Origin of the sequence: Lysinibacillus sp. NPDC093692 (genome assembly GCF_050280125.1) — a bacterium.
Classification (GTDB): domain Bacteria; phylum Bacillota; class Bacilli; order Bacillales_A; family Planococcaceae; genus Lysinibacillus.
Genome location: NZ_JBNNUW010000016.1, coordinates 24903 through 45851, shown reverse-complemented (window position 1 = coordinate 45851; position 20949 = coordinate 24903). Strand labels below are relative to the sequence as shown.

At 37.7% G+C, this 20949-nt stretch carries 19 protein-coding genes and 1 pseudogene; 3 read left to right on the top strand and 17 right to left on the bottom strand.

The window, feature by feature from the left end:
* Positions 1–41 precede the first annotated feature (41 nt).
* Positions 42–1046: a M23 family metallopeptidase gene (locus tag ACQKN4_RS16615; RefSeq protein WP_079562680.1), complete on the top strand. Its 1005-nt coding sequence runs from the start codon at positions 42–44 to the stop codon at positions 1044–1046.
* Between the two features lie 179 nt (positions 1047–1225).
* Here ACQKN4_RS16615 and ACQKN4_RS16610 read toward each other — a convergent pair.
* Positions 1226–1899: pseudogene (locus ACQKN4_RS16610) on the bottom strand (copper amine oxidase N-terminal domain-containing protein).
* A 483-nt stretch (positions 1900–2382) separates the two neighbouring features.
* On the opposite strand from ACQKN4_RS16610, the gene ACQKN4_RS16605 reads away from it, so the two are divergent.
* Complete coding sequence (locus ACQKN4_RS16605) at positions 2383–4077, top strand: methyl-accepting chemotaxis protein (protein WP_427484232.1); 1695 nt, start codon at positions 2383–2385, stop codon at positions 4075–4077.
* Between the two features lie 91 nt (positions 4078–4168).
* On the opposite strand, the gene ACQKN4_RS16600 is transcribed toward ACQKN4_RS16605, so the two are convergent.
* The 4 genes from ACQKN4_RS16600 to ACQKN4_RS16585 all read right to left on the bottom strand — a co-directional run bounded on the left by ACQKN4_RS16600 (position 4169) and on the right by ACQKN4_RS16585 (position 8140).
* The gene (locus tag ACQKN4_RS16600) at positions 4169–4849 is read right to left on the bottom strand and encodes a hypothetical protein (protein ID WP_079562677.1); all 681 of its coding nucleotides are present in this window, start codon (positions 4847–4849) and stop codon (positions 4169–4171) included.
* An 86-nt stretch (positions 4850–4935) separates the two neighbouring features.
* The gene (locus ACQKN4_RS16595; RefSeq protein WP_427484231.1) at positions 4936–6681 is read right to left on the bottom strand and encodes a methyl-accepting chemotaxis protein; all 1746 of its coding nucleotides are present in this window, start codon (positions 6679–6681) and stop codon (positions 4936–4938) included.
* 450 nt (positions 6682–7131) lie between these two features.
* The gene (locus ACQKN4_RS16590) at positions 7132–7329 is read right to left on the bottom strand and encodes a hypothetical protein (RefSeq protein WP_079562675.1); all 198 of its coding nucleotides are present in this window, start codon (positions 7327–7329) and stop codon (positions 7132–7134) included.
* 316 nt (positions 7330–7645) lie between these two features.
* Positions 7646–8140, bottom strand: a complete 495-nt coding sequence (locus tag ACQKN4_RS16585) for a DUF1456 family protein (RefSeq protein WP_079562674.1) — start codon at positions 8138–8140, stop codon at positions 7646–7648.
* Positions 8141–8346: 206 nt separating this feature from the next.
* Between ACQKN4_RS16585 and ACQKN4_RS16580 the strand changes: the two genes are divergently transcribed.
* Positions 8347–8544 carry an alpha/beta-type small acid-soluble spore protein gene (locus ACQKN4_RS16580; protein ID WP_079562673.1) on the top strand — a complete coding sequence of 66 codons (198 nt, stop codon included), beginning with the start codon at positions 8347–8349 and terminating at the stop codon, positions 8542–8544.
* 89 nt (positions 8545–8633) lie between these two features.
* On the opposite strand, the gene ACQKN4_RS16575 is transcribed toward ACQKN4_RS16580, so the two are convergent.
* The 12 genes from ACQKN4_RS16575 to ACQKN4_RS16520 form a co-directional block, all read right to left on the bottom strand.
* A complete protein-coding gene (locus ACQKN4_RS16575; RefSeq protein ID WP_079562672.1) occupies positions 8634–9602 on the bottom strand; it encodes a tRNA dihydrouridine synthase in 969 nt (322 codons plus the stop codon).
* 191 nt (positions 9603–9793) lie between these two features.
* On the bottom strand, positions 9794–11158 hold the full coding sequence (gene rlmD / locus ACQKN4_RS16570; protein WP_079562671.1) for a 23S rRNA (uracil(1939)-C(5))-methyltransferase RlmD: 1365 nt from the start codon (positions 11156–11158) through the stop codon (positions 9794–9796).
* Between the two features lie 172 nt (positions 11159–11330).
* Positions 11331–11453 carry a cytochrome bd oxidase small subunit CydS gene (gene cydS / locus ACQKN4_RS16565; protein ID WP_256469478.1) on the bottom strand — a complete coding sequence of 41 codons (123 nt, stop codon included), beginning with the start codon at positions 11451–11453 and terminating at the stop codon, positions 11331–11333.
* Between the two features lie 13 nt (positions 11454–11466).
* The gene (locus ACQKN4_RS16560; RefSeq protein ID WP_427484230.1) at positions 11467–12492 is read right to left on the bottom strand and encodes a cytochrome d ubiquinol oxidase subunit II; all 1026 of its coding nucleotides are present in this window, start codon (positions 12490–12492) and stop codon (positions 11467–11469) included.
* Positions 12489–13835 (bottom strand): cytochrome ubiquinol oxidase subunit I, encoded by a 1347-nt coding sequence (locus ACQKN4_RS16555; protein WP_079562669.1) that lies wholly within the window; start codon positions 13833–13835, stop codon positions 12489–12491. The genes ACQKN4_RS16560 and ACQKN4_RS16555 overlap by 4 nt, the downstream gene beginning before the upstream one ends.
* A gap of 12 nt (positions 13836–13847) precedes the next feature.
* Positions 13848–13970: a hypothetical protein gene (locus tag ACQKN4_RS16550; protein WP_276569507.1), complete on the bottom strand. Its 123-nt coding sequence runs from the start codon at positions 13968–13970 to the stop codon at positions 13848–13850.
* Between the two features lie 234 nt (positions 13971–14204).
* On the bottom strand, positions 14205–15122 hold the full coding sequence (locus ACQKN4_RS16545) for a diacylglycerol kinase (protein WP_079562668.1): 918 nt from the start codon (positions 15120–15122) through the stop codon (positions 14205–14207).
* Between the two features lie 125 nt (positions 15123–15247).
* Complete coding sequence (locus tag ACQKN4_RS16540; protein ID WP_427484229.1) at positions 15248–15808, bottom strand: thioredoxin family protein; 561 nt, start codon at positions 15806–15808, stop codon at positions 15248–15250.
* A 282-nt stretch (positions 15809–16090) separates the two neighbouring features.
* The gene (gene gatB, locus ACQKN4_RS16535) at positions 16091–17518 is read right to left on the bottom strand and encodes an Asp-tRNA(Asn)/Glu-tRNA(Gln) amidotransferase subunit GatB (protein WP_427484228.1); all 1428 of its coding nucleotides are present in this window, start codon (positions 17516–17518) and stop codon (positions 16091–16093) included.
* A 1-nt stretch (position 17519) separates the two neighbouring features.
* A complete protein-coding gene (gene gatA, locus ACQKN4_RS16530; RefSeq protein ID WP_079562665.1) occupies positions 17520–18983 on the bottom strand; it encodes an Asp-tRNA(Asn)/Glu-tRNA(Gln) amidotransferase subunit GatA in 1464 nt (487 codons plus the stop codon).
* Positions 18984–19007: 24 nt separating this feature from the next.
* The gene (gatC, locus tag ACQKN4_RS16525; RefSeq protein ID WP_010857153.1) at positions 19008–19295 is read right to left on the bottom strand and encodes an Asp-tRNA(Asn)/Glu-tRNA(Gln) amidotransferase subunit GatC; all 288 of its coding nucleotides are present in this window, start codon (positions 19293–19295) and stop codon (positions 19008–19010) included.
* A gap of 409 nt (positions 19296–19704) precedes the next feature.
* Positions 19705–20838 (bottom strand): CamS family sex pheromone protein, encoded by a 1134-nt coding sequence (locus ACQKN4_RS16520; RefSeq protein ID WP_427484227.1) that lies wholly within the window; start codon positions 20836–20838, stop codon positions 19705–19707.
* Between the last annotated feature and the right edge of the window lie 111 nt (positions 20839–20949).

The following is a 20949-nucleotide window of genomic DNA, read 5'->3' as shown; positions in this document are numbered from 1 at the left end:
AAAAAATTCGGTTATTCTAACGTTAGAAAGGAGGTCCTTTATTGAATCGCCATTTTATATTCCTTTTATCATGGATGTTATTATGGAGTTTTACTCTCCCCACTGTTGCGTTCGCAAAAGAAGAACCTACACAAGAAGAAATTGTGCAGCAACGTATGGCCTACTACGTACAATTTGACGAATTACTCATCCCTTGGCATTTCTTAGCAGCCATTGACCAATACGAACGCAATTTGCAATCCGTTCGTAAAGATATTCCGGAACGGGATGGTATTATTTCCATTCAATTTTCTGATGAATATTGGTCAGGCGCTTTAAATCCTGTAAGAGATGATACTCGCCCAGATACTATTAGTTACTTTGGCGGAATGGGGTTAGATGGCAACGGTGATGGAGTTGCCAGTCCAAAGGATGATACCGATACAATATTCTCCATGGCTACTTTTTTAAGCAAATTTGGAACAACTGATGAAGACTTTAAATTAGCTTTATGGGAGTATTACGGAAGTGAACAGGCTGTAAATCAAATCTTCACCATTTCCAAAATGTATAGTCATTTCAAAACAACTGAGCTTGACGATCACACATTCCCAGTCCCTACTAATTATGATTACAGCTATCGAAGTACATGGGGTGCCAATAGGGGCTGGGGTGGACGACGTATTCATGAAGGTACAGATATTTTCGCTAGCTATGGTACTCCAGTGCTCTCTACCTCTTATGGGGTAGTAGAGATAAAGGGCTGGAACCAATTTGGTGGTTGGCGCATAGGCATTCGAGATAATCACAACTCCTATCATTATTATGCCCATCTCGGTAGTTATAATAAGAAAATTAAAGTAGGAGACCTTGTCGAACCTGGAACTGTCCTCGGTACTGTTGGTAGCTCTGGCTACGGTAAAGAAGGAACTTCCGGAAAATTCCCGCCTCATCTTCACTACGGCATTTACAAATTCAATGGACGTACAGAATGGGCATTTGATCCATATCCATCTTTACTGCAATGGGAACGACAAGCAAAAAAAGCAAAGCAAAACAGTAATTAAATGTTGCACACAAAAAAGAAGGATAGATAAAATTATCCATCCTTCTTTTTTGCTACATATATCCGGTAATTTCTAAAGCTTCTATGATTTTTTAGCCGAGCTCAGTCGCTAATCTACCACAAGCTTTCTACCTCTGATCTGTCCGTTTCTCCCCTTCAATTTTTAGAACTAGCTTGTTGCTATTTTCCCTGAGGGAATTTTCCCAGCTCCGTATCTTTGCCCTGAGCGTCTACAATTCCATAAGTGAATAAGCCACGCATATACTCGTCCAAGAAATAAACATAGCTTTTAAAGGTTGGTTTCGCTCCCCACTCTCGTTTAGCCACATCATCCTTCTGCCATTTAATGACTGCCAGACCTTCATTATTCACTTCATAATAAGCATCGCCAGAGCCGGCGAGATCCAGCGGGAAACGCAATGCTTCTCCTTCTGGAAACGTGTAATAGAAGTAATTATACCCTTCACCAGCATGAAGAGGTGGCACTTCCTCTGTAAGTTTTTCTAGTCCGAGCGCAATATGACGCGCCTTCATGAGATCCCCGTGCATCAGTGTCTCGTATTCTTCCTGACCCGCAGGTGTACGGACAATAACCCGTTTATCTTTGTTATTGTAATAGACATAACCGCCAAGTGTCTCGCTAATGAAACGAATTGGCACATAAGTGCTACCGTTTTTATTTACTACTGCAGCATCTAATTTTATTGTTTCCCATTAACCGTTGCTGTCTTTTTTCCCGCCACAAGCTGTACTTTCTTACTCTTATCTTTATTTTGAATCGTGACGACACCGGTCTTAGGATTATAAGCGAGCACAGGCCATGACGGGTCGCTCAGAGACCTTAGTTTAACCATTGTTCGTCCTTCAACCGTAATAAAGTCATACTCAGCTTTACCGTTGACAAAAAGAGAATTAGAGGAAGCCGCATGTGCTGAAGTATTGCCAATAAAGCTCACAAGTATCACGAAGCCTATTATTTTGAAGCATTTGTTCATACCATATCCCTCCTATAATCGCATCGTTTTTCTGAACAATTATAATTCAAACTAAAATATGGATAATAATAGCAACAACTTTATAAAAGCTCATCAGTTAGGTATAAATACATAAAGGCATTAAAAAAACATCAGAATTTCTATTTAGACGTATATATTTAACTATCTATCATTCATAACTAGAAATTGTTATTGTACTAAAAAACCATTTTTAATTTTTTCCATTAAAAGGGCTTATGTATATATCTAATTAGTTATAAAATATATTTGTACTATAACAATTATGATTTCGATTTTTTTACAGTTCTACATTGAAAATGAACAATAAAAGGATGGGAAAAGATGAAGGGAATATATCAGTTTAAAACACTTAAAGCCCGAATTTTAAGTGCATTTCTTTTTTTGATTGTATTAGTTGTTGGTTTTACAGCCTATACGTACATTTCTAATAATAAGATGGAAAAACAAGCAGAAGGTTTAGTGAAAGAAGATTTACAAGTCTTAACAGCAAGTAAAGATTTAGCAATGTCTATGAGTGTTCGTCTCTCTGCAGCTTTAAGTTATGTTGTATCAGGTGATGAAAAATACATAGAAACTTTTAATGAATATCGTAAAATTGCTGAGGAAAGTAATAGTATTGTAGAAAAATACGAAAATACACCTGAACGTGTGGCACTAGTAGAAATGGCACGTACATGGAGCAATCGCGTAAATACCGAAGTATTCGATGTTTATAAAAAAGGGGATAAAGAATTAGCATTAAAAAATTTAACAGCTATCAATAATCTCGTAACCGATGTTCGTCTTGGTTATGAAGAATTGGCCGATAAACGCTCAGTCGCCATTACTAAGGTAGGGGATGACGTAGTATCAACAGGTTTAAGCAATAAAACAGTTGGGCTAATTGTTAGCATTGTATTGACAGTCGCAGGTATCCTAATCGCTATTGTTACTGCTAGCAATATTTCTAAACCTATTACAATTGTCTCAAAGCGCATGAGCGAATTAGCGGATGGTAATCTGCAACATGAACTACTTCCAGTAACTCATCGAGATGAGATTGGTCAATTAATGCTTTCCGCAAATAATATGAATGAAAAGTTAAAGCAAACAATTAGCTCCATTCATACTGTTTCCGAAACAGTAGCAGCTAGTAGCGAAGAACTGGCCCAATCGGCTAATGAAGTACAATCAGGTACAGAGCAAATTACCGTAACTATGCAGGAGCTAGCCTCTGGCACTGAAACACAAGCATCTACTGCAGGTGATTTAGCCGAAACAATGACTTCTTTCCAACGTAGTATTCATGAAACAACACAGGAAGGCATTGAATTAAAAGCGCATTCCAATCTTGTACAAGAACTAACAACTACAGGTAAAGGCTTAATGGTACAATCAACACAACAAATGACAACCATTAATGAAATTGTTTTAGATTCAGTGAAAAAAGTTGAAGGCTTAAATGTGCAGTCTGCGGAAATTTCCAAGCTTGTTTCTGTCATTGATGATATTTCAAATCAAACAAATTTACTAGCCTTAAACGCTGCCATTGAAGCAGCTCGCGCAGGTGAGCACGGAAAAGGTTTTGCAGTTGTAGCCGATGAAGTTCGGAAGCTTGCAGAAGAAGTACAGTATTCTGTCACGGATATTTCAACAATCGTCAACCGAATACAAGGTGAAACTGGCAATGTAACAACCGCTCTACAATCCGGCTACGAGGAAGTTAAAAGAGGAACCGTACAACTAAATCAAACAAATGAAACATTTGAACAAATTTCGGAAGCTGTTGAGGAAATGATTCTTAACATAAATACCATTTCAAGCAATTTAAATAAAGTTGCTCAAAATTCCGAATCCATCAATGTCTCCATCGATGAAATGGCTTCTATTTCACAAGAGTCTGCAGCTGGTGTAGAACAAACAACAGCAACTGTAGAGGAAACAGCTGCTACTATGGAGGAAATTTCAAGGGGTGCAAATCATCTCGCTAGTATGGCCGAAGAACTAAATAGCCAATTACAGCAATTTAAAATTTAAGGTTCAAGGTGGTACCTGATCACTTCAGGGCGATTCTACTTAAAACAGCTATCTCGACATTACGGTCGAGATAGCTGTTTTTACCTTAATACTAATGCCTAACTGGTACCCTTTCCAGCTCATAACGATTGATTATCACGCTGATCTTCTGAAACCATTCCTCACATTGTTCCAGCACTTCTTGATACTCATCCTCTTCTCTTGATAGAGGCTCACTGTTATCCATAAAAACATATTCTAAAATGGGGTAAGATAAATTATCAGTTACAATTTTCAACGTCAACGAAGACATAGTGTCAGACTCAGAGTCCTCGTCATCTAATTCCTCTTCTTCTATATCCGTATCTTCGCCAAGTAATAAACCACTTATGAAGTTATTGCTCGTCCTAGCAATGTACATGTCGTCCTCTACTATAGCTACTTCATATATTTTTTCGAATGGAATTTCTTTTTTTATCAAATCTTCTTCTAAATCTTCTCTACTTGCTAGGATAAGTGTATTTGTAGGTTCATTTAATAATAAAGCACTTAAACAATCATTTGAGATGATGCACTGTGTATGAGGGATAGCCATAAGCTCCTCCTCACTCGCCTCTTTCATTTCATTTAATGTATTAATATAGATAAATCGTTCTTTCACATACCGAAAAATCCCTGCTATTACTAGCCCTAAGCCAATTACAAAATATACCTTACTAAATATAGCCGTTTCGACTGAGTTTGCTAGTAATATATAGATCATCCCAAGAAATAAAATAAAAAAGGTTTTCATCCATCTCCCACCCTCAAAAAGATAATCGATAGGATTATTTCATCCATATTAATTGAAATTTTATTCTAACGATTATCTTTTCATTCTTAATTTCTATAGGAATTATTTGTGCTGCTAGCATCCACATCAAACTTTGAAACGGATTTTTCAAGTTCCTCCGCCATTTTGTTCAGTTTTAAAACAGAATGGAGGATATCTTGATTGTAGCTTTCTTGTTCCATCGTTAGCTCTACAACACTTTCTGTTGCCTTTGCAGCCTTATTCGCAAGCATCGTTGTTTCCACAACTCCTGCTGTAATCTCCTCAGAAAATGCAGACATCTCTTCTGAGGTTACCGAAACTTGTTTTGTATGAGATACTACGCCCTGAATAGATTGGAGAATACTTTCGAATGATTTTCCGGCTTCTTCTACAGCACGTAAACCGTCTTCTACATTTTCAGTGACAACATTCATAGTTTGCACGGTTAAGCTTGTATCCGTATTTATTTTAGAAATCAAGTTTGATATGCTATTCGCCGATTTTTCTGATTGCTCCGCTAGCTTCCTTACTTCTTCAGCTACTACGGCAAAGCCCTTTCCAGATTCACCAGCTCTAGCTGCTTCGATCGCAGCATTTAATGCAAGTAGATTCGTTTGTGAAGCAATATCACGAATCATATTTATAATAAGTGATACTTCATTTGATTGACTCTCTAGTTTTTTTATGGCATTTGCGGATAATTGAACGGATTCATTAATAATATTCATTTGATGAACTACTTTTTCAATATTTCCATTTCCAAGCTCTACATTTTGTAAGCTAATAGATGATAATTGAGATACATTTGAAGAAGCCTCGGCAATTTGTTGAATCCCCTGCGACATTTGCTCTAATGTAGCTGAGCTTTCCTCTGAGTTTTTATACTGTGCATGTGCGCCAGCCGATACTTCCTGGATGGAGGCTGAAATATGACTAATTGCTTCATGTGCCTTTTCACTACTTTTTGCTACTCCGTTCGTCGTATCGATTAACTGCTTAGAGCCAGAATTGATTCCAATAATAATATTTTGCAGGTCCAACACCATTTGTTGGAATGCATTTGTTAAAACACCAATTTCATCTTTTCGATCTGTTTCTATTTTTACTGTTAAATCACCATTACCAACTTGCTTTACTTGTGATGTTAATTTTCTTATTGGCTTCGTTAAATAATCTGTAAAGAAATAAACAATGCCGATTCCTACTATTAATACTATTAGCGTAATCAATATAATTTTCATTTGACTCGCATTCATGGCCGTATAGACTTCTGTGGCATCTATATCTGCCCCTACTAAGCCTATAACTTCACCAGCATCATTTTTTATCGGTGCATATATGGCAAGTACAGCGCCGTATTGTGAATCATTTGATAACTGAAATTGTATTTGCCCTGTTTCAAATACTTGCTTCATTTTAGGATAAGATTCTGGTGATTCCTCCTCAACCCCAATCGTTGAATCCTCACTCGGTACACTATCTACCATATAATAGTAGTCATATCCCTCACCATTTTTTATCCGAGTCATCGAATATAAACTAGATACTTTATGAAGCTCTTTAACAGAGCTTAATTCTTTTTGTAATTCATAATAAAAGTCATCTTTTTTTGCATCAATTTCTAATTTTTGATAGCCTTTAACATCTATCTTTGAGATTGCTTGATCCATCATATTTTTATTTTGCTCACCAACTGTCTCTTTCACCAGCTCCAATGACGAACGATAAATAAAAAAGCTAATCAGTAAACACGAAACAACAAGTAAAATAGAAAATACCATTAACATTTTAATTTTTAAGCTACTTCTCATCGTTGAACTCCTTTAAACTTTTTTTCTATGTGAATGCTTACTGTAAAATTTTTAATTTTAGTAGCAATAAATTTTACAATATTTCCCCCTACTCCAATGTTGGTATTTTCGAAACATTCGAATTTACTTGCTAAAACTAGCTAGAATTGGTCATTTTTGAGTATTATTTTCTGCATAAAAAAAACACAAGAGCATGAAATTTCCATACTTTCGTGTCAGCTTGTCGACATAAAAATAACTATAAAATAATGTAAATCAATAAGCAAAGATTGATTTCTACTCCGAGTTAACGCTTTCCACGCAAGATAATCCTGCAGAAGTCTACGCATTGCTTTCGCTACAAAAGACATTTCCTTAAAAAAGTTAAAACAGCTACAACACAATATTGTAGCTGTTACTATAATTTAAAATAATCAATTACCCCTAAATGATTATTCATATTAAAAATACTTATCCGTTTAGTGTCATAACTAAAACTGCCGGTATAAATGACACAGCAAACATACTCGCATACCACATCGATGTACGGCGTAATGAAAAACGAACTTGTTTCTTTTCTGCATAAAAAATGTCTATCATAATTGCAGCAACAACAAGTGGGATAGTAACACATGCGATAGCAACTAATAAAATTTTTAAACTGAACATAAAAGCACCCCTCTGTTCGTGAACATTTATTTTCCATCTTTGTGACAACTTTATGTCAATTTCAGTGTACACAATTCCGTCACAAAATGTCAACTACATTCGACTAAGAAAAATGTGCTTTTTACAGAAAATTTTCGACTTATCATAGATATTTACGTAAAAATCTTCATAAATAAAGCAGCTGCAAAATTGCAGCTGCTTTATTTATGAGTAATTCATTGGCTATTCACTTAAATTTCCACTTGACTAAAATCAATAGAACGTTCCAGACTTCACGCTTCTTTTTAATCAATAATATATTTTAGTTCGAGCCATTTTAGTCTCTATATTTATATGTTAACCCTCTTAAAAAATTCCTTACAAAGCGATCGCCACATTCTTTATAGTTACGATGGCTTGGATTTCTTAAAATGGCACCTAATTCGCCTTTCGAGACGTTAACGCCACCATCATATAAAATATCGAGCATCTCCTCACTCGTTAAGGCTAACGCTATCTTCACTTTCTTTAATAGCATATTATTAGGACTTTCTTTTCCTGAAACAGGGGGTGGTCCTTCTGGCTGACCAGATTTAGGCTTTTGCGGACCTCGTTTAAATGTAATAAATCCATTTAAAAAAGCCTCTACCATTTTATTATTACATTTGATGTATTCTTCTGGTGCTTCTTCCTCATCATTTACTTTAATAAGCATGTTCAATACTTCTTCCTTCGTAAAGTCCATACCGCCTAGCTTAAAAATTTCAACCATATCTTTATTTTTGATATCTAATGCATATCTTAAACGAATTAAAATATCATTGTTCGTCATTTAAAAAACCTCCATTTTAACTGTAAAGCGCTTCTAACAATCGTATCTTCAAGATTGTAGCATTACTTTATTATAGCAGAGACATTCACAATTTTAGCTAGCTTTCCAAAAGTTACTTTACTATAGTATTTAGAATGCGCATTTTACTTTTTTAAATGTATGATTAGCCAACTCTCGACCATTCTAATCACAAGGAGGTGAGAAAAATGGCTAATCGTAGTTCAAATAAACTTCTAGTTCCTGGTGTACATGAAGCTGTTACTCAATTGAAGTATGAAATCGCACAAGAATTTAATGTACAATTAGGGCCAGAAGCCTCTTCTCGTGCAAACGGTTCAGTCGGAGGAGAAATTACAAAACGCCTCGTAGAAATGGCTGAAAAACGTTCAAAAGGTTTATTATAATAATAAATATCAAAAAGAACGAATCCCTTTTATTTAATTGGAATTCGTTCTTTCATGTTTTTGCTATTACATCATTCTACCCGTCCATCTCAATCAACATTGTTTGATTCGAAGTTATCCAGCAATGTACGCACTTCATCTGTTGATTTCGTGTTCATCAATTGATTTCTTAATTCACCAGCTCCACGGAATCCTTTGACATAAATTTTGAAAAAGCGATGAAGCCCAGAGATTGAACGTGGTAGTACTTCCGCATATTGATCTTGAAGATCCAGCTGCAGTCTTAAAAGATCAAGGTACTCTTTACTGCTATGCTCTTTTGGCTCTTTTTCAAAAGCAAAAGGATTTTTAAAAATACCTCGCCCGATCATAACACCATCAATACCATATTGTTCAGCAAGCTTCAGCCCAGTTTGACGGTCAGGAATGTCTCCATTGATTGTTAGTAGTGTATTTGGTGCGATACGGTCACGTAATTTTTTGATTTCCGGAATTAGCTCCCAATGTGCATCTACTTGGCTCATTTCCTTTCTTGTACGTAAATGAATAGAAAGGTTCGCAATATCCTGTTGTAAAATATGCGTCAGCCACTCCTCCCACTCATTTACCTCTTTAAAGCCAAGTCGTGTCTTCACGCTGACAGGTAGCCCTCCTGCTTTTGCTGCTTGAATAAGCTCGGCCGCAACGTCTGGACGCAGAATAAGGCCACTGCCTTTCCCTCTCGATGCCACATTCGGGACAGGACAGCCCATATTAATATCGATGCCTTTAAAACCTAGCTCCGCCACGCCAATACTCATTTGACGGAAATATTCGGGATTATCCCCCCAAATATGCGCCACCATTGGCTGTTCATCTTCTGTAAAAATCAAACGGCCACGCACACTTTTCATGCCCTCTGGATGACAATAGCTATCTGAGTTTGTAAACTCTGTGAAAAATACGTCCGGTTTACCGGCTTCACTTACTACATGACGAAAAACAACATCCGTCACATCTTCCATTGGTGCAAGTACAAAAAATGGTCGTGGTAAATCACGCCAAAAATTATCTATCATTTCAAACTCAATTCCTCTCAATATGGATACAACTTTAAGCTCTCGATCAAAAAAATATGAAGCAAATGTTCCACTTCTTTTTACACTTATATCATGCTCAATAACTGATTATCAAACACAAAAATCGGCAATGTTTATTTTAACGAAAAAAGCAGATGGTATAGATTTTTTCTATATCAACTGCTTTTCTATTATACTAACTCCAACCAAGCGACCGCTTCACAATGCGTCGAATGCGGGAACATATCCACAGGTTGAATCTCCTGTGTTTGATAACCCCCATCCTCCAAAATTCGAAGGTCACGTGCTAGTGTAGCTGGATTACAGGACACATAAACAACACGCTTAGGACGTTGCACTAAAATCGTCTGAAGAAGCGCCTCATCACAGCCTTTGCGTGGTGGGTCAACTACTAAAACATCCGCTTCTTTGCCTTCCTTATACCAACGTGGAATGACTTCTTCTGCTGGCCCGGCCTCGAAATACGTATTTGTAAACCCATTTAGTGCTGCATTGCGTTTTGCATCTTCAATCGCTTGCGGGACAATTTCAACACCCATAACAGCCTTTGCTTGTTGTGCAAGGAATAGTGAAATTGTGCCGATACCACAGTAAGCATCGATTACTCGTTCATCACCTTGTAAGTTAGCGTAGTCTAATGCTTGTTTGTATAGAACTTCCGTTTGCTCAGGGTTTACTTGATAAAATGAACGGGCTGATATTTCAAAGCGAACATCGCCAATTGTATCAATAATAACGTCCTTGCCCCACAGGTTTACGGTTTCATCACCGAAAATAACGTTCGTTTTGTCGCTATTAACGTTTTGCATAATAGATGTGACATTCGGGACAAGCTTCTGAATTGTCGCAACAGCAGCATCTTTTTGCGGGAATTTTTTCTTTTTAGTTACGAGAACAACCATCACTTCACCAGTTGCTCGTGCCTTACGAACAACTACGTGGCGCAGCATTCCCTCATGCGATAATTCGTTGTATGGTCGAACACCGATTGCCGCTAGTTCCTTTTTCAAACCTGCAAGAATAGCGTCCGCTTCTCCTGTCTGAATTAAGCATCGCTCCATATCCACAATGCTATGAGACTTCGTTTTGTAGAAACCAGCAATTGCTTGTCCTGCTTCATTTGAGGAGAAAGGTATTTGCGCTTTATTACGATAATGCCAAGGTTCTTCCATGCCCTTCACTGGTAGAACAGGCGCATCAATTTTACCAATGCGCTGCATGACATTACGCACCATGTTTTCTTTCCATTTTAACTGTCCTTCATAAGACAGGTGCTGTAATTGGCAGCCGCCACATTGTTTAAAATATTCACAAGGCGCATCAACACGATCTGATGACGGTTCGAGTATTTCTACGACCTTTGCGAAGCCGTAGTTTTTTAACGTTTTTACAACATGTACTTCCGCCGTTTCACTAGGAAGTGCACCTTGGATAAATAACGGATAGCCATCAACCTTTGCGACGCCATTTCCATCATGTGTTAAATCTTCTATATAAACTGTTAGTCGGTCATTCTTTTTCACGGGTGCTGACATTCGTACATCCTCCATTTCAATCTCTATATTGTAGCATGTTGAGGCGGATGAAAAAAGAACTTGGCTTCATATTGACGGCTCAAATGTTTTCGGCGACTGATCAGGTTAGACATGATTGGGAACCGCTCTCTCTTCAAACTGATCACCTTTCCACGAGTAGAAAAAAGAGCCGCTATTCGCGACTCTTCCCCTCTTTCCTTACTGTATGGTAATCTCTAGGTGCCCACCAGAAAGCAGCGACTACACCTAGGATGACGACTATAAATGGTGCATAAAAAATCAAAAAACTTGTCATAGTTGTATCCCTCCTATGCGTGATTGTCTTCTTTTCCTGTCACATAATTTTTGTTGAAAAGGAATAGCTTCAACAACAAGAACAGTGATGGAATAAGCAGACATAGTCCCAAAACAAACGCAATGACGAGCGCAATTGCCATTTGTGTACTTGTAAAGCTATCGTAAATTGTTAAATATGGATACAGTAAATATGGGTATTGGGCAATTCCATATGCAAAGAATGCCACTGCAAATTGGGCAATCAATAAACTAACCGCTAGACCATAATTTTTTCGCATCCATATTAACACTACAGTAATAATAAACAGCACCGCAGAAATGGCAAACATCCACCATAAATTAACCATGTTATTGTAACTTTCAGGGTTAATGAATTTCATTTCGTACATAATGCCGAGCGCACTCACCATTAATGGTATCGCCCAAGCAAGCGCGTATTTTCGCATTAAATTTGTAGCTTCTCGATCCTTTGCTTTATGTGCATACCAAGTTAAAAACACGGCTGAAATATAAAGTACCGCTGCAATGCTCAGCACGACAATACTCCAAGCAAACGGACTCGTATACAACTTCCAATAATTCAAGACCGGTTGCCCATCAATAAGATCAACATAGCCGCCCGCAGCAATCGCGAATACAACAGAGAGTGAGGCAGGAATGAGTAATCCTGCTATACCATATGTCAACGTGTAACCAATATGCCCACGTGCGCCATATGATTCAAATGCATAGTAGGAGCCTCGTATTGCAAGAAGCACTAGCGAAATACTAACTGGAACAAGTAAAATCGTTCCATAATAGAAAGCTGTTTGTGGGAAAAATCCAACAATCCCAACAAAAAAGAATACTAAAAAGACATTCGTTACTTCCCAAACTGGTGATAAATAACGTTTAATAATATTCGTTAAAATGTGATTTTTTCCGATAAGTAGGCTGTAGGCATTAAAAAAGCCTGCACCAAAATCGATTGAAGCTACAATGACATAACCAAATAGGAAAATCCATAAAACTGAAATACCTAAAATCTCTAATGTCATAAGATGTCACCGCCTTTTTCATCATGGCGATCTTCTATTTCACGCTCAATTGGATTCTTTTTGAACATGCGAACCAACACTACGATACTTCCTACTGCTAATACCGCATATACACCAGTAAACAATAGCATCATTAAGTCTACATGATCACTCGTTGTGGCCCCTTCTGGTGTTCGCATTAATCCATATAAGATCCAAGGCTGTCGTCCCACTTCGGCAAGCCACCATCCTGCTTCAATTGCAATAATGGAAAGTGGTCCACCTGCAACAACAATCCATCTAAACCAACGTCTATGAATAAACTGCCAATCACGTGCTTTCCCGGTTACATAAAGCAATGAAACGAGTGCCATGAACATGCCAATAAACACCATGAGGTCAAACAGATAATGAATATACAGCGGTGGTCGATCTTCTTTAGCAAATTGATCTAAACCAATTACCTCTGCATTTGGATTATTATGTGCTAAAACACTTAAAGCATAAGGTACTTTAATAGCATATTTTACTTCTTCACCATCTAATACACCCAATAGTATAAGAGAAGCTTTATCTCCCGTTTCAAAGTGCCACTCAGCTGCAGCTAATTTTTCTGGTTGATATTCAGCTAAATATTTTCCTGAAAAGTCTCCAATAATCGCTGCTGCAATAGAGAAAATCAGACCAATCTTCATAAGTAGGTATAAAGATTTTTTATGGTATACATGCTTAGAACCTCTAAGTAGACGGTATCCTGCAATGGATGCTAACACAAATGCGGCCGTCATGTAGGCTGTAACGAGTACATGTGCTACCTTTGTCGGCATCGCTGGATTAAACATCGCTAAAAAAGGTTGAATATTTACAAGCTGTCCGTCCACAATGTCAAATCCTTGTGGTGCATTCATAAACGCATTGACAATTGTAATAAACACAGCTGACATTGATGCACCTACAGCAACCGGAATTAATAGTAGCATATGCTTTTTCTGACTATCGAAGCGATCCCAAGTATATAAGTAGATGCCTAGGAAGATGGCTTCAAAGAAAAAGGCAAACGTTTCTAAGAAAAGTGGTAATGCAATCGTTTGGCCAGCAAGCTGCATAAAATTCGGCCATAGTAAAGACAACTGTAAGCCAATTGCTGTCCCTGTTACAACTCCGACGGCAACTGTTATAACAAAGCCGCGCGCCCAACGTCTTGCCATTAAAATATAGTGCTCATCATTCTTTTTATACCCAGTCCATTGTGCGATCATAATCATTAATGGGACACCAACCCCAATCGTTGCATAAATAATATGGAACGATAAAGTTAGCTCCGTTAATGCTCTACTCCAAAAGACTGCTGATTCATTCACCATTTCATTGCCCCCCTAACCTCCAAATATTCTTCCAAGTATGGAAAGTAGCATGATAATTGCAACACCAAAGCTTAGCCAAATGAGCTTTCTTTCCTGTGACTTATACAACGGCAACACTTCCTTTCCCTTATCCATACCCCCATTTTCCACTATTGCAACGAAAAAAACCTTTATAATGGACCGGAATTTCGGCCTATTATAAAGGTTTCAAATTTTGTTCAAGTATTATACTCACATTTGCCAAACATTTTTCTTAATTCATTCACAATACCATTTAAAGGATGGACATATACGCATATGTGGTGTTTAATCCATTAATACCCATAACAAAAGGATTTCTTTTAACTTCAATAGAACTCTTTTTTATGTTTATTGTACACGGTCTTCTTCACGAATATCTGCTAGTGGGACAAAAATTTCAATATGACGCTTTAAGTTTTCAAATGTTGCAGGCGCGTCACCACCATATTCACCATCTAAGTTTAAATGAATTTCATCTTCAGTAGATACTTTGACGACACTTGCTTTTTTATAAATTACACGATCATCATTTAAATGCTCGCCTCTTAATGCCATTGCAGCAAGCTGAATAAATTCAGGCAGGTTTACTTTTTTCAATACGATTAAAGTAAAGTAGCCATCATTAATACTTGCGTCTGGTGCAAGCTTTTCAAAGCCTCCCACCGAATTTGTTAAGCCACATAAAAACATCATGGCATCCCCATCAAACACTTCGCCATCGTATTCAATACGCATGTGAGAAGCTTTAATCGATGGGATCATTTCCACTGCTTTTAAGTAGTAAGCTAACTGCCCTAGCATTGTTTTCATTTTACTTGGCACTTCATAAGTTAATTCTGTAATACGTCCGCCAGCAGCAATATTGATGAAATAGCGTTCCCCATTTAATAAACCAACATCTACTGGTAACGATTCACCTTTAATAATAATGTCAACGGCAGCTTCAATATTTCGAGGAATGTGCACGGCACGGGCAAAGTCATTCGTTGTACCCATCGGAATTAGACCTACTTTCGGCCGGTTCTCAAATGGACTTACACCTGCAACAACTTCATTTAATGTGCCATCTCCACCAACTGCAATAATTATATCAAAGCCACGTTCTACTGCATTTTTTGCAGCAATGGTCGCATCGCCTTCACAGGTTGTTGCGTGACAAGATGTCTCATAGCCTGCTACCTCTAATTTTGCCAATACTTCTGGTAGATGCTTTTTAAACACTTCACGCCCAGATGTAGGATTATAAATGATTCTTGCTCGTTTCATAACATACCTTCCTGCTTCATAAGATTCTATTTCTTTCAACGAATTATTCTTTTAAATGTTGCATTGAAGTCAACAAGAGCAAGGCATGTCCTCATTTTTCTGACATGCAGCCTTGTGATTTACAATTATTGCAATGCAGCTGTTACTTGCTTTTTAAAATCCTCGTAAACATATGTCCAATATGATTTATTCGTCATATTCTCTTCACGGATTTCTGCATATAGCGCTTTTTGTGCATCTTCAAATGTAGGATCTTCTTTATCAGGTAAAGTAGCTCGTTTACTTACTACTAATTCCTGTAATTCTGGTGCTCGTGGTCCCCATTTTCCTACAACCTGACCAGCATCATCTAATAGAATATAAACCGGAATTGCACGGCCACCGTTTGTTAAATAACGATCAATCAAATCTGTATCCGCATCACGTAATACTGCGCGCATGTCTAGTTCTGCTGCCTCTGCAACTCGGCGAATGATTGGATTGTTTAACATTGCGTCCCCGCACCAGTCCTCAGTAATTGTTAAAATTTTTAGTTGATTGTTCTTCAATAGTTCGATAAAGCCATCGTTTATTGGCACTTCGAAACCATCATAAATACGGAAGCTTTCCTCTTTTAACGTCGCCATATGATCCATATATTGTTGAATTGAAATCGCATCATTGAAATATTGTTGTTCCGTTTTCATTGATAGACCTCCTAAAGTTTTATCATGTTCTATTCTATATTTTGCTATGAATACTCCATTTAGACAACTATAAAGTGCTAATTTGGTATTTTTTAGTTCTTTTCTCCATAAATTCGAGTTTATTTCCGTTCCTGCTGAGCTTTTAAATCTCCCAGCCTCTACTCAAAAAAAGCCTTTTTATTGTTATAGATGCCCCTAAAGATTCTTTAGTATGTATTAATTTTTATATATAAAAGGCCAAGAAAGCAAATTTGCTCTCTTGACCTTCCGTTGCAATTGCAATTAACGTTTTGCAATTTCTTGTTGTAATAATTTATTGACCATAGGTGGGTTCGCTTGACCTTTAGTTGCTTTCATAATTTGACCAACTAAGAAGCCGATAGCGCGATCCTTACCGTTTTTGAAGTCTTCGATCGATTGTGCATTGTTGTCTAGAACTTCTGTAACGATAGCAAGTAATGCACCTTCATCAGAAATTTGAACTAAACCTTTTGCTTTAACGATTTCTCCAGCAGAACCGCCATTTTCTACTAATTCAGCAAATACCTTTTTACCGATTTTAGAAGAAATTGTACCGTCAGTGATTAATTTCACCATTTCCGCAAGGTTTTCTGGCGTTAATGCAGTATCTTTAAGGTCTTTTTGTTCTGCATTTAAGTATGCAGAAACATCACCCATAAGCCAGTTTGCTGAAAGTTTTGCATCCGTATCTTTAGCTACCATCGCCTCGAAGAAGTCTGAGATTTCTTTTGAAATAACAAGAACTCCTGCATCATATGGCGTTAAGCCTAATTCTTCAACATAGCGTTTTTTACGAGCATCTGGAAGCTCTGGAATTTCTGATTTTACTCGCTCTAACCATTCATCATCGATTGATAGGCGAACTAAATCTGGCTCTGGGAAGTAACGATAATCGTCTGTTCCTTCTTTTACACGCATAAGAATTGTTTTACCTGTTTTTTCATCGAAACGGCGAGTCTCTTGCTCAATTACCCCACCTGAAAGAAGGACATCAGCTTGGCGTAATTCCTCGTGCTCTAAACCACGGCGAACATAGTTGAAAGAGTTAAGGTTTTTAAGCTCTGTTTTTGTACCAAATTCTTCTTGACCATATGGACGAAGTGAAATGTTGGCGTCACAACGAAGTGAACCTTCTTCCATTTTACAGTCCGATACATCTGAATATTGGATGATTGATTTTATTTTTTCAAGATACGCATACGCTTCGTTTGGCGTGCGAATATCTGGCTCAGAAACGATTTCTACAAGTGGTGTACCTTGACGGTTAAAGTCAACTAAAGAGTGGTCTCCACTGTGAGACAGTTTACCAGCATCTTCTTCCATATGAAGACGTGTAATACCAATACGTTTTGTATAACCATCTACTTCAATATCAACCCAGCCGTTTTTACCGATTGGTTTATCGAATTGAGAAATTTGATAAGCTTTCGGATTATCAGGATAGAAGTAGTTTTTACGGTCAAATTTTGTTTCTTGTTCGATTTCCATGTTTAGTGCAAGTGCTGCACGCATTGCGAAATCTACAACATTTTTATTAAGTACAGGTAGGACCCCAGGATAGCCTAGGTCGATAACTGTAGTATTTGTATTTGGTTCAGCACCGAAGTGAGCTGGTGCTGGTGAGAAGATTTTTGAGTTCGTTTTTAACTCAACGTGTACTTCTAAACCAATGACTGTTTCAAAGTTCATGTTATTTTCCCTCCCAAATTTGAGGAACTTGTTTATGGAACTCCGTTGCTTGTTCAAAAGCATGAGCTACACGGTAAATTGTTGCTTCATCGAAATATTTACCGATAATTTGTAAGCCTAGTGGTAGACCATTTTCAATTCCACATGGGATTGAGATGGCTGGTACACCAGCTAAGTTCATAGGAATCGTTAAAATATCATTTGCATACATCGTCATTGGATCATCAACGTTTTCACCAATTTTAAATGCTGGTGTAGGAGAAGTTGGTCCAATGATTACGTCAAAGTCTTCGAATACTTTGTCGTAGTCTGCTTTGATAAGTGTACGTGCTTGTTGGGCTTTTTTATAGTAAGCATCATACGTACCTGCACTTAGCGAGTAAGTACCAAGCATGATACGACGTTTTACTTCATCGCCAAAGCCTTGTGCACGTGTTTCTTTATAAAGGTCCATCAAATTATCAACGTTTTCTGCACGGAAACCATAACGGATACCGTCAAAACGAGAAAGGTTAGAAGACGCTTCAGAAGAAGAAAGAATATAGTATGCTGCAAGTGCATATTTCGAGTGAGGAAGTGATACTTCTTCTACTGTAGCACCTAGGCCTTTTAATACTTCTAATGCATCAAGCACTGATTGACGTGCTGCTTCGCCAACACCTTCACCAAGGAATTCTTTTGGCACAGCGATACGTAAACCTTTTACGTCACCAGTAAGTGCTGCTGCGTAGTTTGGTACTTCTACGTCTGCAGAAGTTGAATCGTTTGCATCTAATCCTGCGATTGCTTCAAGTAAAAGAGCATTGTCTTCAACATTACGTGTAATTGGTCCGATTTGATCTAAAGAAGATGCAAATGCAACTAGACCAAAACGAGATACACGGCCATATGTAGGCTTCATTCCTACAACACCGCAATAAGCAGCTGGTTGACGGATTGAACCACCTGTATCAGAACCAAGTGAGAATGGTACTTCACCTGCTGCAACTGCTGCTGCAGATGCACCTGAAGATCCACCTGGTACGTGGTTTAAGTTCCATGGATTTTTTGTTGTTTTATAGTATGAGTTTTCATTTGAAGAACCCATTGCAAACTCGTCCATGTTTAATTTACCGATAGTGACCATACCTGCGTCACGTAGCTTTTTAACTACTGTTGCATCGTAAATTGGCATAAAGCCTTCTAAAATTTTAGAAGCACAAGTTGTTTCTAAGCCTTCTGTCACGATGTTGTCTTTAACACCGATAGGAAGACCGAAAAGTGGTCCACGCTCTTCAAATGGCACTTTATCCATTTCAGCTGCTTGTGCAGTTGCTTTTTCTTCGTTTGAAGCAAGGAAAGCTTGTACATCGCCGTCAAGCTTCGCCACACGTTCGAATGCTTCTTTTGTTAAATCAGCGATTGTTAAGTTACCCGCTTTAATATCAGCTTGTAGCTCCTTCGCTGAACGTTCAAATAACGTCATGAGGAATCCTCCTATGTTTTAGTATTACATGATAGCTGGTACTTTTACTTGACCATCTTCTTGTTCTTTTACGTTTAACATCATTACTTCACGGTCTAAACCTTTTGTTGCCACATCTTCACGCATTACGTTTACTAGTGGTAAAACGTGAGTTGTTGGTTCAACATTCGTTGTATCTAACTCGTTTAGTTGCTCTGCGAAGTCAGTAATTTTACCAAGCTGTTCAGCAAATTTCTCTGCTTCCTCTTCCGTAATTGCAAGACGTGCTAAGTTTGCCACGTGCTTAACTTCTTCTTTTGTTAATTTTGCCATTTTTCACACCTCCGAATACTCATTCAATTCATTGCTTTTGTCGATAACAATAGGGTTGAATAAAGTTAACCATGCAAATAATCATAACATTTTTCATATTAAAAATCACAACTTTCACCAAAAATAAAGAAACTTTCACTACTATGACGAAGTGTCGTCTTTATGGACTGTTTTTAGAGTCCTCCATTAAGACTTTGCTCTTTGTGAGCGGAGCATCGATCGCGTTGTTGTGCTTTCTTATGTATCCGTCACTTTGAGGAGTCTATCCATTTTTGCTTTTCTATCCATCATTTCGGTGAGGTTTTCCTCACTTCGGGGAGCTTTCCGTCGTTCCAAGGATTCTTTCCGTCGCTTTCAACTCATATTCATCCCATAAAAAAATATAGTCAGCACAAGGCTGACTATATTTCTAATAGATATGGACGTATGGTTCTTTTTCGTTGGCATTCTTTACGATCAATGCCTCTGGACCGTTAATTGAGGTGATACTTACTTCAACATGAATATTATCAAATTGTTTGATCAGGACACCTGTTAAATATTGAGTGAATCCAATAATTTCAGGTTTACTAAAGAATTGGATGGGCACTTCAATCGATAATTTTTGAATTTTTTTGTTTTGGTAGAAGCCTGTTCCTACTACACTAGTATAGTTTGAAAAATACTTATCTACATCTTGTTTAAAATTCTCAAAGTTTTTGCTGTCATCACGGTATATATCCTGTGATTCACTCGTTGGGAACAGAATATATTCTTCATCCACAGCTTTCCAATCAGATACTTCATTTTGTCCAGCTTTAGCTACGCCATAGTTAAAATATGTTCCTGGAACAATATCATTGCGCGCTTTTTGTTTAAATAAGCCTACTACTATCGGTACATCTTTCAATTCATCACGGGTTCTTAGACGAGACACAATTTCTGAGGCCATCTTCTTCCCTTGCTCAATCAGTTCTGCCTCCGAAATTGGTTTCTCATAGTATTCCCCATACTTTTCTTTTTGATAGTAATAAATAGAGTTTAAGGCAAGTCCTATCGAAATACCACTTAATTTTACTTTGTTATCACTAGTTTTTGTTAAATAATTTTGCTCAACAATATGTGATAAATAGATTGGAGCCTTTTCTGCACGTTCCTCTGCAGGCATTGAGTCCGTCGTCGGAGGATTTAAGCCGTCTTTCTCTTGTGAACTTCGGGCAAGCCAATTTTTCACTGTATTTTCCGCTAAATATTGCCCTTCTTGGAAGAAATAGTTTTCTGTGTCAAACTCATTTTGAGAAAGACGCATTAAACCTGTTTCAACTTCCTTCATATCATATTTTGTATAAATATTCGAAACTACTAATCCCCTACTAGCACTTTGTTTATAGGGTGTTAGCGTTCTATAATATGATTTATCAATCTGTAAGCTTGGAATAATTGTTGTTTCCGCTTTTTCCTGTTGCGTCTCCTGTGTTAGCTCTGTCTCCTTCTTATCAGAAGGCACACAGCCGACTAGCATTGCAGCAGCGATAATTGCTGGAATGAGTCGAAATGACTTCATTATTTTAGTACTCCTTTACTGATGTTCAGATTTTGCTTGACGAATTGTTCATACCTATCTGTGGAAAGGACGAACAATTCATCTTTCTTTACTATAATATTTAGATCATCA